The sequence below is a fragment of the Bacillus sp. FSL K6-0923 genome (assembly GCF_038630825.1).
Lineage (GTDB): Bacteria > Bacillota > Bacilli > Bacillales > Bacillaceae > Bacillus > Bacillus pumilus.
On record NZ_CP152044.1, the window covers coordinates 3422652 to 3435417 of the forward strand.

Annotated in this window: 12 protein-coding genes; 3 read left to right on the forward strand and 9 right to left on the reverse strand. The window is 41.7% G+C overall.

All coding sequences use genetic code 11. The features are described 5' to 3' along the window. Window positions 1–218: 218 nt before the first annotated feature. The gene (locus MHI16_RS17590; protein WP_058013394.1) at window positions 219–1052 is read right to left on the reverse strand and encodes a PRD domain-containing protein; all 834 of its coding nucleotides are present in this window, start codon (window positions 1050–1052) and stop codon (window positions 219–221) included. 52 nt (window positions 1053–1104) lie between these two features. After that, window positions 1105–1386, reverse strand: coding sequence for a hypothetical protein (locus MHI16_RS17595; protein WP_058013393.1), 282 nt, complete (start codon window positions 1384–1386; stop codon window positions 1105–1107). Between the two features lie 500 nt (window positions 1387–1886). On the opposite strand from MHI16_RS17595, the gene MHI16_RS17600 reads away from it, so the two are divergent. Beyond that, window positions 1887–4313 carry a S8 family serine peptidase gene (locus tag MHI16_RS17600; RefSeq protein WP_058013392.1) on the forward strand — a complete coding sequence of 809 codons (2427 nt, stop codon included), beginning with the start codon at window positions 1887–1889 and terminating at the stop codon, window positions 4311–4313. An 81-nt stretch (window positions 4314–4394) separates the two neighbouring features. Next, window positions 4395–4622 carry a hypothetical protein gene (locus MHI16_RS17605; RefSeq protein ID WP_058013391.1) on the forward strand — a complete coding sequence of 76 codons (228 nt, stop codon included), beginning with the start codon at window positions 4395–4397 and terminating at the stop codon, window positions 4620–4622. Between the two features lie 15 nt (window positions 4623–4637). Here the strand turns inward: MHI16_RS17605 and MHI16_RS17610 are convergent, their stop codons facing one another. The 3 genes from MHI16_RS17610 to MHI16_RS17620 all read right to left on the reverse strand — a co-directional run bounded on the left by MHI16_RS17610 (window position 4638) and on the right by MHI16_RS17620 (window position 7767). Further along, entirely contained in the window at window positions 4638–5639 is a 1002-nt protein-coding gene (locus MHI16_RS17610) for an LLM class flavin-dependent oxidoreductase (protein ID WP_061409953.1), read from the reverse strand. Between the two features lie 56 nt (window positions 5640–5695). Beyond that, complete coding sequence (gene nfsA, locus MHI16_RS17615; RefSeq protein ID WP_058013389.1) at window positions 5696–6445, reverse strand: oxygen-insensitive NADPH nitroreductase; 750 nt, start codon at window positions 6443–6445, stop codon at window positions 5696–5698. Window positions 6446–6555: 110 nt separating this feature from the next. Next, on the reverse strand, window positions 6556–7767 hold the full coding sequence (locus MHI16_RS17620; protein WP_058013388.1) for an FtsW/RodA/SpoVE family cell cycle protein: 1212 nt from the start codon (window positions 7765–7767) through the stop codon (window positions 6556–6558). 476 nt (window positions 7768–8243) lie between these two features. On the opposite strand from MHI16_RS17620, the gene MHI16_RS17625 reads away from it, so the two are divergent. Then, the gene (locus tag MHI16_RS17625) at window positions 8244–8510 is read left to right on the forward strand and encodes a spore morphogenesis/germination protein YwcE (RefSeq protein WP_058013387.1); all 267 of its coding nucleotides are present in this window, start codon (window positions 8244–8246) and stop codon (window positions 8508–8510) included. A 78-nt stretch (window positions 8511–8588) separates the two neighbouring features. Here MHI16_RS17625 and qoxD read toward each other — a convergent pair whose 3' ends face one another. The 4 genes from qoxD to qoxA are packed head-to-tail and all read right to left on the reverse strand — an operon-like array spanning window position 8589 to window position 12530. Continuing rightward, window positions 8589–8969: a cytochrome aa3 quinol oxidase subunit IV gene (gene qoxD / locus MHI16_RS17630; RefSeq protein ID WP_007497818.1), complete on the reverse strand. Its 381-nt coding sequence runs from the start codon at window positions 8967–8969 to the stop codon at window positions 8589–8591. A gap of 1 nt (window position 8970) precedes the next feature. Next, window positions 8971–9588, reverse strand: coding sequence for a cytochrome aa3 quinol oxidase subunit III (qoxC, locus tag MHI16_RS17635; protein WP_007497820.1), 618 nt, complete (start codon window positions 9586–9588; stop codon window positions 8971–8973). After that, window positions 9588–11546 carry a cytochrome aa3 quinol oxidase subunit I gene (gene qoxB / locus MHI16_RS17640; protein ID WP_003215069.1) on the reverse strand — a complete coding sequence of 653 codons (1959 nt, stop codon included), beginning with the start codon at window positions 11544–11546 and terminating at the stop codon, window positions 9588–9590. The genes qoxC and qoxB overlap by 1 nt, the downstream gene beginning before the upstream one ends. Before the next feature lie 27 nt (window positions 11547–11573). Then, entirely contained in the window at window positions 11574–12530 is a 957-nt protein-coding gene (gene qoxA / locus MHI16_RS17645) for a cytochrome aa3 quinol oxidase subunit II (protein ID WP_144461925.1), read from the reverse strand. Between the last annotated feature and the right edge of the window lie 236 nt (window positions 12531–12766).

Genomic DNA, 12766 nt, shown 5'->3' on the forward strand with positions numbered 1-12766 from the left:
AATTCACCAACGATAAAAGGACATACACGTCCCCTCGTTACGCAAATTTTAGGTCTTGCCTGCCTGACAGTCACAATCCCGCGATATCAAATTTTGATTACGCTTTCATCATAGTATAAGAGCGTGATATGCGTCAACCTCTTTTTTCGAATCTATTGACCCATATACACTATTTAAAGTAGTGTGCACAAAAAAAAGCCTGCATGCAGGCACAACCACTAAACCAATTCGGCATCCTGCAGACGCTGGACATGCAGCGTGATGTAGCCGATCTCCGATTCAGGGAGATGAAGTTCATATTCATTTTTCAACAAATCAGCGAGTCCACGTGCACACTGGTAAGCCAAATCATACTTTGTTTGGATAAAACTCAGCATGTCATCGTCCATGATTTGAAATGCCTCATTTGATTCCAACCTGCTTAATGCATACCTCAAATGTGTCACAAGCCGCTGATAGGAAATACTATCCTCATCAATTGAATGCTGAAAATAGCTTTCTATATGCTCGATCATTTCTTTGATCATCGTTGTATATTTCACGGTCTTTTTCATAGACTCCGTATTCATTTTGGCCGTATGAATATGGAGTGCCACATACCCTGCCTCATCGTCCGGCAGTTCAACCCCAAGCCGATCCTTTACATAACGAATGGCATACTTTCCAATATCATATTCCTGCTTATATAAGACTTTGATCTCACCAAGCAATTTATTATATAGCACAATGCCCTTTTGAATACGCTCTATAGCAAAGGATAAATGGTCAGTCAGTGATATATGGATATGATCACTAAGCGGCATCATCAGTTCACCCTCTGCATAACTGATGATATGCTCTGCCACCTCAATATGCGCTTCGGGCAATGTCGCAAGAATTTGTTTGAATTTCTCATTTTCTTCACGCACAACAAAGATTTTCTCTATTTTTTGAACGGGAACGACGTCATTTTTCCCCTTCTGAAAAGCAATTCCGGGCCCCATCACAATTTTCTCCTGATCACCTTCCTTTACAACCACTGCATTGTTATTCAATATTTTATATATCTTCAAGGGGTATCCTCTCCCACCAGATAACGTTTCTTATGTGGGATTTTACCCTGTTTCATCTCCCATGTAAAGGTAAGAGCGGACCAGCACGCGCCTCTCTCGTCGTCTTCTCATCAAGCATCATCAGACTTTGCTTAAACGGTTTCTCTGACCTGCGCTTCTTGTTCTTTTCTTCTGCCAGCTTCTCTAGCTCTCCCTCGTTCACAACTTGAAAGAAACGATCATCCACCGCAGCAGCCGCCTGAAAACGTTGCTGCTTCATCATCACACCAGGATTCACAAGCACATTCATCACGAAACCAAACCATACACTCAACCAGTTTTTGAATTTCTTCACTGAACATCCCTCCGCTTTTCTTAGAATCTAGCAGTTCTAGCAAAACAACTGCTCCTATCATATCCCGAGAAAAAAGAGAGGTTTGTCACAATCTGGGTGAAAAAACAAACTAGTTTTCAGAAGTTTTGTTGAAAAGTGGAGAAGATGATCATGTATGAGGGTGTTTGAATAAAAATTTTATACACACTATATCCAAAAGATAAGCACACCTTATCAACAGGGTTTATCCACATATCAACACCCTACTACTAGATTTTGTGTATGGGATTTTTTTATTTTCCATATATATATCTAAATAATTGAGTTATCAACAGAAGTTTGTGCATAAGTGAGACTTTATAAACAAAATAGTTCTTTATGACTATGTAAAATAAGACCATTTTAGTAAAGGAATTGTTTTCATCGTATTGAATACTTAATAACGGGCAGTGAATCTTTCCTATTTATCCACAAAAAGAAAGGCTATCTCCCTAAAAACACAGCTAGAAAGGGGAAAATTAATGAAAAAGGTTATCTCTCGTTCTTCTATTCTATTGTTCTCCACTATTTTTATTTTATCCACATTCTTTACAGGTCAACAGGCTAGTGCCGCTCCATCGAACAAACAGGTGGAACTGGAAAAAGCAGAAATCTTCGGTGAAATCAATGTCAAATCTAGAAAACATACCACTGTTATTGTTGAATTAAAGGAAAAATCCTTAGTTGAAGCAAAGCAAGAAGGCAAAGCTCAAACAAAGGCCTCCCTCAAAAAATCTCGAACAAAAATAAAAAATGCAGCACTCAAAGAAGTTGATAAAGCTAGTGTTCGTCAAGAATATGAAAAAGTCTTCTCTGGTTTCTCTATGAAACTTCCTGCAAACGAAATTCCGAAGCTACTCGCAGTTGACGGAGTAAAAGCCGTTTATCCGGATGTTACATATCAAACAGATGAAGTGAAAAAGGAAAGCATTCAGCTTCCAAATGAAGATGTTTCACCTCTTATGGATAAAAGCGCTCCATTTATCGGTGCACCAAAAGCTTGGGATGCCGGCTATTCTGGAAAAGGGGTCAAAGTTGCAGTCATTGATACTGGAGTAGACTATACCCACCCTGATTTAAAAGGAAACTTCGGTTTATACAAAGGCTATGATTTTGTTGATAACGATTATTCTCCGCAAGAGACACCTAAAGGAGACCCTAGAGGTGAATCGACAGATCACGGCACGCACGTCGCAGGAACAATCGCTGCCAATGGACAAATTAAAGGTGTCGCAAAGGATGCCACACTTCTTGCGTACCGTGTACTTGGACCAGGCGGTTCTGGGACAACTGAAAACGTCCTTGCAGGCATCGACCGTGCTGTTACTGATGGAGCAGATGTCATGAACCTCTCTCTCGGAAACAGTGTGAATAACCCTGATTATGCCACAAGTATCGCACTCGATTGGGCTATGTCTGAAGGCGTTGTCGCTGTCACATCGAATGGAAACAGCGGTCCAAACAGCTGGACAGTCGGATCTCCCGGCACGTCAAGAGATGCCATTTCAGTCGGAGCAACTCAGCTTCCGTATAGCCTTTACAATGTGAAATTCCCGAACTATTCTACTGCAAAAGTGATGGGCTACTACCAAGAGAGTGATTTAAAAGCACTTGACCAAAAACAAGTCACACTCGTCCATGCAGGTATCGGTGACGAAAAAGCATTTGAAGACATCGATGTGAAAGGAAAGGTTGCCGTGATCGAACGAGGAGCCATTGCCTTTGTTGATAAAGTCGACAATGCAAAAGCTGCTGGTGCAATCGGCGTTGTGATGTATAACAACACCGATGGAGAAATTCCAGTCGATGTACCAGGTCTCGCTCTTCCAACGATTAAGCTATCAAAAGCTGAAGGAACGGCGCTTGTCAAAGCCATTGAGGCTGGAAACAATACAACGACTTTCTCCATTCAATTTGTCAAAGAGCTTAGTGAGCAAGTCGCTGACTTCTCCTCTCGCGGACCAGTTGTGGATACGTGGATGATTAAGCCTGATTTATCAGCGCCAGGCGTCAGCATTGTAAGTACCATCCCAACGCATGATCCTTCTCAGCCTTACGGATATGGCTCAAAGCAAGGAACAAGCATGGCTTCACCGCATGTGGCAGGAGTTGCAGCGATCATGAAGCAAGCAAAACCATCTTACTCAACAGAACAAATTAAAGCATTGCTGATGAATACAGCAGAAAAACTATTCGACGTAAACGGCAGCCCATTCCCTCACAACACACAAGGGACAGGCAGTGTTCGAATCATCGAATCACTCCAAGCGTCATCTATCGTTTCTGATGCGAGTTATTCTTACGGCACTTTCTTGAAAGAAAAAGGCGTTCAAATCAAAACAAAGAAATTCAAGGTAGAAAACCTATCAAAAGCACCGAAAACGTATACCATTGATTACAAATTTGATGGCAGCGGCATCAGCACAAACGGAACGAAGAAAATCACTGTCAAAGGGAATTCCACGGGGGCCTTTACTTCCGCGGTACAAGTGAACTACGGTAAAACCAAAAAAGGAACGTACCAAGGCAGCATTACCCTTCGCGAAAATGGCAGAAAGGTCACAGAGATTCCGACTTTATTGATAGTAAAAGAACCTGATTATCCGCGTGTCACTTCGGTTTCTGTAGAGCCGGATAACCGTGCTGGAAGCTATGTCATTAGCAGCTATCTGCCTGGCGGAGCTGAAAACCTTGCATTCCTCGTCTACTCGACAGATGGAGAGTATTTAGGTGAAGCAGGTGTTTATCAACACGTTGATAAAGGAGAACACCGCGTAAAATGGAATGGCACAATCAATCAAGGTCAAAAGCTCGAACCTGGTGAGTATACAATGCTTGCGTATGCAAGTCTGAAAGGAAAATCCGACACTGTTCAAACGAAGGAACCTTTCGATATTTACCCTGAATAAATGTGAATCACAAGAAAAGCCTTGTATGAGCGGATCAGCTCATCAAGGCTTTTCGATCATATATGGAGGAAAGAGAGACTGATGTTGATATTGCTATGGATCGTTTCTTGTTTTACTGCTTTTTTTCTAACGATCACCTTGGTGTATTTTTTCACCCTTTTATATGCGAAACATCCTCGTCCTTTTCATCAAGCATGCGAGCTGACGGTCTATGTGTCCTTCATTTACCCGCTTAGTTTGCTTGTGACAGCCTCGTTTATTTTCATCATGATGCTCCTCTTCCCTCTCTACTGGCTGCGTGGACGTTAAACAGACATACATACGTTATGCATCAAAGGCTTCTTTTAATAAACGATAAGATGTGAGCCGGTCTTGCATGCGGTGAGTGATGGTCACGGCAATTACTTCATTTGTACGATAAGCCTTCGTTAGTGCTGTCAGCTGCTTTTTCACAGAAGATGGCGTCCCCACCACCATCCTTTGACGATTGGCAGCCACTCGTTTTTGTTCATATGGACTATAGGAATAAGCTTGTGCACTTTCATATGAAGGAAAGCCTCCGAGGTTTTGCCCCTGTTCATTGGCGAGTAAAGATAAATCTAAGCTGACTGCCAGTTTTTCTGCCTGCTCCTCTGTTTCAGCACATAAAACGAAGACCGCGAGACTGACGCGCGGCTCATCACCGAATGCTGAAGGTTCGAACCGGTTGATATATTGCTCCACAGAATCTTCTCCGCCTTCACCATTGATAAATAGTGCAAACGTATAGCCTGCACCTGCTTTTGCCGCAAGTCTTGCACTTCCTCCAGAGGAACCAAGCATCCATACCTCTGGTGCAGTCTCTACTTTCGGAGAAGCGGTTAAATGGGGGAGCGGATAAAATTCATCCGCTAGGTCGTGTAAATAGACCTTCAACTCTTCTACCTGCTCAGGATATTGATCACCTAGACGTTTTCGTTCACCATGATGAAGAGCTATGGAGGAAATGGGCATACCACCAGGAGCACGTCCAATCCCAAGATCGATTCTGCCAGGAGCGAGGGCTTCGAGAACCCTGAAGTTCTCTGCTACTTTATAGGCGCTATAGTGAGGCAGCATCACACCGCCTGACCCAATACGTATATGTGACGTAACGGCTGATAAATGACCGAGGAGCACCTCTGGGCTCGATCCTGCAAGCCGGTTTGAAAAATGATGCTCTGATACCCAAAAACGGTGATAGCCCCACTTTTCTGCCTGCTTTGCCAATTCAACCGTTTGCTTCAAGGCTTCAGCAGGTGTTGCATCTCCAATCAAAGGAGATTGATCCAGTATACTTAATTTCATCTTACTGCTCCTCTTACAGAAATCCCCCTCTCTCCATCGAAAGGGGGATGTCTTATTTATTTTCGATTAAAGCCCTTCTCTTTCACAAATTCTCCAAGGAAGGCACGCTTTGGCTGACTAAAGCCGCGAAGCATCTGCTTAGACCAAGTATCGGTTCTCTCTCCGTTTGTCCGTTCTTCATAATATGATGAAATACGGTCATCGTATTCTTTTAAATAACGATCCACATGCGTTTCATCTTGCTGATATGAATTTTCATGATAAATGAGTTCAACTGGCAGCCGTTCCTTTTGTGACGATTGACTCGCTGGATGTCCGACAACCAGACCAAATAACGGCAGCACATATGATGGTGTTTCAAGCAAATCAGAGACTTCTCTCAGTTGATTGCGCAGACCGCCAATATAGCAGATCCCAAGTCCCATTGATTCTGCGGCTATACTCATATTTTGCGCAGCGAGCGCCGTATCAATGACGCTAATGAGAAAGGCTTCTGTATTCTCAAGCGCCTCCTGATGATTCTTCCCTGCTTTTTTTGCAATATCATCATGGCGTTTCAAGTCTGCACAGAAGACAAAGAAATGCCCATTCTTCTCAACGTATGGCTGATTCCCAGCCAGTTCAGCAAGCTTGGCCTTCTTCTCTTGATTTGTCACACCAATAATACTGTACGCCTGTACATAGCTTGATGTCGAAGCAGCCTGTGCACTTTTAATGAGTGTCAGCACCTCTTCTTCGGACAAACGCTCGTCTGTAAACGAACGGATGGACCGATGATTTAATATCGTTTCTATCGTTTTGTTCAATTCGAAGACCTCCTTCACTTCTACTATCATAAGACAAAGACATATGGCTTTTCAAAAATTAAAACTCGAATGAAAAAAGACAGTCTATGCTTAGACTGCCCTTACCCGTTTTATTTAAATAAATAACTTTGGTATTTCGTTAATTGAACACTTGCATTATAAGCAATCCCAAATCCAATGAGAACAGATAAGACAGAGCTTCCTCCGAAGCTGATAAATAGAAGCGGAATTCCTGTTACAGGCATCACACCAATGTTCATCCCAATGTTCTGGAACGTATGGATCACAATAAGTGCTGTATATCCTACACAGAAGAATGACGCAAATCGGCTATAAGGATGGATACGGTCAATCAGTACGACAAGCCGGTAGATCAAGAAGAAGAACATGATCACAACAAACGCACAGCCAATAAAGCCAAACGCTTCTCCTATAATGGAGAAAATCATATCTGTTTGTGCTTCTGGGACATAGACTTTTAAGTTTTTAACTCCATTCCCAAAAATCTGTCCAGCACCAATAGCCATAATGGCCTGGTCTACTTGATATTTATCAGACCCAGACGCATCCTGAGTCTGCGCTTGGTTGGCTGACGTAGAGCTATCAGGCAGCCAAGCGGTAATCCGGTTGATCTGATACTGCTGAATGCCGATTGTTTTTGCAACATCAGGGAAAAGGATGATCACGGCTAACACAGCGGCAACTAAAAGCACAACCACAGAACCGATGAGAGAAATCAGCTTCCAATTGACCCCTGATAAAAACACCATCACAACGACAATAAACATACAGACAGCTGCCGTACCTGCATCCTGTAAGAAAATCAGTCCAACTGGAACAGCCGCTACACCGGCAATTTTTAATAGTAGGAAGATATCGTCTTCTAATGTCCGTTTTCCTCTAGGGCTTGATTTGCCGATGACAGATGCAAGCATCATAATCAAACCAATTTTCATGAACTCTGAGGGCTGAAGTGTCCCAATCCCCGGTATCACAAACCAGCTTTTTGCACCGTTTTTAATTGGAGCAAAATCATGACCTCCGATTTGTGCAGGAGCGACTTTCAGAAAAAGTAACAACAGGATGCCGCCTATAAAAATATAAAGACTTAGCTTCTCTAATTGCTCCAAATCAAAGTAATTTATGGCTACAATACATATAACGCCGACCATGTAGTAAATGATCTGCCTCGTCCATGCATTAGATCCATACTGCCCAAATTGACCCGCAGCATAAATTGCAATGACACTAATGGCAAAGAAGGCTAAAAATATAAAAATTAAATCCCCTTGATAGTACGGAGATGTATTCTGCTTGTTCATGAACTAACCACCCTTATTACAAAACATAAAAGCCCTTATTTATATTAGATTGAAATTTTCACAAAAGCAACTCACCTTAAATATGACGGAAGATACATCCGAAAGGTTCCAATCATTTTTCAAAAAATGAAATACTTTTCATCCTAACAATAGGAAAAAATTCCTCTATACTCTTTCCATTCAACCGATCATGAGTCCTTTAAAAAGATTATTTTACAGATATTAAGGGGAAAATTCAATGACCTATGTGATGATATAACAAGCTATGATCTTGCCAGCATAAGCTGTACGGAGAGAAAAGGAAAAAGCCGCTTTCTACGGAATAAGGCCCATTTTCCAATTATTGCGTTTACTTCAAAGTCAATTGTGGTATAATACTTGTAACAAAATGTTCACAATATCTCCTAAAAACAGACACAATTGCATCCTGACCTCTCATTTGAATTGAACATCAACTTACAAAGGAGTTGGATACGATGGATATGTTCTTTGCGTACCTATGTATTGCAACGGCTACACCCCTGTTTTTATGGCTTGAAAACAGAAAAATTGCACTAGCTTCTATTCCACCTATTATGATTATGTGGATTTTCTTCGGTCTTTACATGACAAGCAGTTTATCTCCAGCAGGACATACCTTCATGATCGCATTCTTTGCCATTAACGTCATTTTGGCACACGTTGCAGCGTTCCTCATTTATGGACTTCCATTCATTCGCAAAAGATTCAGCAGCACCAGATAAACAACGCACCACTTATTGGAGGCGTTATCAACATCATGATAAAAACCACTCACCTTTAAGAGATGAGTGGTTTTTTTATTATTTCTCTGAATGCTCAGATTGCTTTGGCGCAGAAGGTGAATAACCGTCTTTGCTGTTCTCTCCGTGGCTGTAGTGAGCCGCAAAGATCCAAACAGATCCGATAACGAAAATAATCGCACAAAACAGACCAAACAATGTATTTCCGACTTGAACAGTTCCGTTCTCGCTTTCTGTCATATGCATAAACATGAATAGCTGCAAGAACGCTTGAATGAAAGCAAAACCAAAGATAATCCATAGTTTTGCAGAACTGCCAATTTCAGCTCCAATGGCAATCCAGAATGCTAAAATAGTTAGCACGATAGAAAGAATGAAGCCAACTACGTGTTTCCAAGGGAAGTGTTCGTGCTCTGCTGAGGAATGTGTTTTTCCAGCCATATCACAAAAGCCCCCCTAATCCGATCAAGTAAACAGCTGTGAAGATGAAAATCCAGACAACATCAAGGAAATGCCAGTATAGACTTGAGATAAAAATCTTCGCTGCTGTTTGTGGAGTTAATCCACGTTTTTTAATTTGGAACAAGACCCCGGTAATCCAGAATATACCGATGGATACGTGTAGTCCGTGAGTTCCTAAGAGTACAAAGAATGCAGACCAATACGCACTTGTATGGATGCTCGCACCCTCATGTACATAATGGAAGAACTCGAAAATCTCAAAGCCAACAAAGCCTGCACCTAGAAGCAGTGTGAGAATCGTCCAAATGACAACCCCTTTTGTACTTCCACGGCGCATTTCATGAACAGCAATCCCGCATGTAAATGAACTAACCAATAGCAGGAATGTCATGATCAATACAAGCTTCATATCAAACAGCTCAGCTGGTAAAACGCCGCCAGCTGTTCTGCCATGAAGAACAAAGTAGGTCGCAAAAAGTGTTGAGAATAACACGATTTCCGCGCCAAGGAATATCCAGAAACCAAGGATGTTTAAACGTCCCGTTTCAGACTGATATTCAAGCGGTGCATTTGCATAGCTGCTATCATTATGTCCCATTACTTCTGCGCCTCCTTATTCTTTTTCTCTGTTTCAATCACTTCTTCAACAGGAATATAGTAGCCATCGTCATATTCAAATGAACGTAAAATCATTGTTGCGAATACACCGATTAAGCCAATAACGCCAATCCAGTACCATTCAAATACAAGACCGAATGCACCAAGTCCGAAGAATGCAGACATGATAAGCGGTCTGCCTGAATTGTGCGGCATGTGAATTTTCTTGAATTCTTTTTCAGGATGAACGTCTACATTGTTTTGCTTCCAATGATGGAATGCATCTGGTGTTGTCACTTCTGGAAGTGCTGCAAAGTTATAATGCGGCGGAATTGCAGAAGATGTTGCCCAGTCAAGAGTACGTCCTTCTCCCCAGCTGTCTCCAGACACTTCACGCTTCGCGTGTCTCCAGCTGTAGTAAATGTTGTAGCAAAGGATGATGAATCCGACACCCATCATAAATGCACCAATTGTTGAAATAAAGTTTAGTGCAGTCCAGCCATCTTCTGGTCCATACGTATAAATACGTCTTGGCATTCCTTGCAGTCCTAAGAAGTACTGCGGGAAGAAACAGATGTTAAATCCGATCATGAATACCCAGAAGAACCATTTGCCGATTCTTTCGTTTAACTTGTAACCAAACATTTTTGGATACCAGAAAACAAGACCAGCAAAACAAGCAAAGACAGTACCTGCGATTAATACATAGTGGAAGTGGGATACAAGGAAGTACGTATTATGGTACTGGTAATCCGCAGCTGCCATCGCAAGCATAACCCCAGTGACACCACCGATAACGAAGTTCGGGATGAAACCAAGTGCCCAAAGCATTGGTGAAGTAAAGCTGATACGGCCTCGATACATTGTAAAGAGCCAGTTAAAGATTTTCACACCTGTTGGTACAGAAATCGCCATTGTTGTAATCGAGAAGAATGAGTTAACCGCTGCACTGTTCCCCATTGTAAAGAAGTGGTGAACCCACACAAGGAAACTAAGAACAGAGATTGCCACAATCGATACAACCATCGCTTTGTAACCAAACAACTGTTTTCTTGAGAACGTCGCAAAGATTTCTGAGAAAATACCGAAAGCCGGCAGGATAACGATATATACCTCAGGATGTCCCCAAATCCAGAAAAGGTTCGCCCAAAGCATTGGCATACCGCCTGCTTCGAGTGTAAAGAATGCAGAACCGAATAAACGATCAAATGTCATAAGTGCTAAAGCAACTGTTAGTACAGGGAATGCGAATACGATGATGACAGACGTGATCAATGTTGTCCATGTAAACATTGGCATACGCATAAGCGTCATACCTTTTGTACGCATTTTTAAAATGGTCACCATGAAGTTAATACCAGTCATAAGTGTACCAATACCTGCAATTTGGAGCCCGAGCAAGTAATAGTTCTGTCCAGGTCCTGGTGAGAAATCATTTCCGGCGAGCGGCATGTAACTCGTCCAGCCTGCACTTGGTGATCCTCCAATTACGAAGGAAATGTTGAACAGCATCGCTCCGACCATAAATGTCCAGAAGCTCAGGTTGTTCAAATAAGGGAATGCAACGTCACGTGCACCAATTTGAAGAGGAACAACGACGTTGATTAAACCAATTAAAAATGGCATCGCCATGAATAGAATCATGATCGTACCATGCGTTGTGAATATTTCATTATAGTGGTTGGAATCTAAAAACGTATTATTAGGAAGCGCCAGCTGTGCGCGCATCATCAGTCCGTCTACCCCACCGCGGAAGAACATAATCACAGCAGCAAGGATATACATGATCCCAAGCTTTTTATGATCAACTGATGTTAGCCATTCTTTCCAGAGCCATTTCCACTTTTTAAAGTAGGTTAAAACAAACACGATAGCAATGGAAGTAAGAGCGATAGAAATTTGCGCACCAAGAATTAATGGGTCTCCAGTTACAAAAAACTCATCCCATTTCAAATGCATAACGGCCTCCTCCTTTCCTTAGTCAGTTTATTCATTATCTAGTTTTCTTTTATAGTTCTTCACATTCTCGAAAGGATCTGTTTTGGAATGCGGAGAAACTGATTGGTAACCTAAACGTTTGCGTGCTTGGAGTGCGTATTCAGAATCCTCTCCATGCTTCGCAAAGGATAAATGTGTTGATGAGAATGTCTGCACATCTGCAGCATCAGGAAGCATCAAGTAGTCATACGTTTTCTTCGTTAACTTCGGTGCTTCTTTTTTCGATTTGCTTACCCATTTATCATAGTCAGACTGCGTCATCGCATTGACTTTGAATTTTTGCTGAGCAAAGCCTTCGCCTGTGAAGTTAGCGTTTCTTCCTTCATATGTGCCAACTTGATCAGCTTGAAGATATTGTTCCATCTCCATTCCAGCCATCGCATACTTCTCCCCGCCTAGCTGAGGAATCCATAGTGATGCCATTGTATCAGCAGAAGTGATTTTGAATAAAACCGGCTGATCTTTTGGAATGTTTAAGTAGTTCACTGTCTCAATATTTTCCTCTGGATAGCTGAAGATCCATTTCCAATCAACAGCTGTAGCATAAACGACAAGAGGATCTTTATGGCTTGTTGCTTGAGGTGCCTCTTCCAAAGAGTAAATTGTTTTTACAGTTGGAACTGAAAGGGCAGCAACGATTAATATTGGGATCACTGTCCAGACAACTTCTAGAAGCGTATTCCCGTGTAGTTCTGGGTTATAAGAGGCGTTTCCAACGTCCTTACGCTCACGGTATTTAACCAAAATGATGGTAAACAGTACAAATACCGCACCAACGATAAAGAGCATGAATCCGATGGATAAAAGGATTAAGTCTTTTTGTTGTGCTGCGACAGGTCCTTTAGGATCTAAAACAGCGATATTGCTGCAACCTCCTAATAAAAAAACACTCACGAGCATCGCTAATAAAAGCATAGGTTTAATGGCTCTGAACAAGAAGATCACCATCCTTCCTTAGATAATGTATAAATTGCTGAATAATTGTGAAAAGCCATCTGCCTTCGAAAACTTTTCTTCCCTTTGTAATGCTATCAAAATCTGTTAGAGTTAGCTTCCCTTTTTTCAAAAGTTCATTTATTTTTCAACAGATTTCTATTAAAATGTCATAAATTCGACATAAATTTATATTATTGCACACACAATAAATTTCTAGGATTTTGAAAAATTGAGAGTTGAAGGCA

What these genes read in the sequence shown, in the direction of transcription:
- qoxB (WP_003215069.1), bottom strand. Translation starts at nt 11,546, where the DNA reads ATGCATTTGAAATGGGATGAGTTTTTTGTAACTGGAGACCCATTAATT.
- qoxC (WP_007497820.1), bottom strand. Translation starts at nt 9,588, where the DNA reads ATGGGACATAATGATAGCAGCTATGCAAATGCACCGCTTGAATATCAG.
- MHI16_RS17600 (WP_058013392.1), top strand. Translation starts at nt 1,887, where the DNA reads ATGAAAAAGGTTATCTCTCGTTCTTCTATTCTATTGTTCTCCACTATT.
- qoxD (WP_007497818.1), bottom strand. Translation starts at nt 8,969, where the DNA reads ATGGCTGGAAAAACACATTCCTCAGCAGAGCACGAACACTTCCCTTGG.
- MHI16_RS17625 (WP_058013387.1), top strand. Translation starts at nt 8,244, where the DNA reads ATGGATATGTTCTTTGCGTACCTATGTATTGCAACGGCTACACCCCTG.
- MHI16_RS17620 (WP_058013388.1), bottom strand. Translation starts at nt 7,767, where the DNA reads ATGAACAAGCAGAATACATCTCCGTACTATCAAGGGGATTTAATTTTT.
- MHI16_RS17610 (WP_061409953.1), bottom strand. Translation starts at nt 5,639, where the DNA reads ATGAAATTAAGTATACTGGATCAATCTCCTTTGATTGGAGATGCAACA.
- MHI16_RS17605 (WP_058013391.1), top strand. Translation starts at nt 4,395, where the DNA reads ATGTTGATATTGCTATGGATCGTTTCTTGTTTTACTGCTTTTTTTCTA.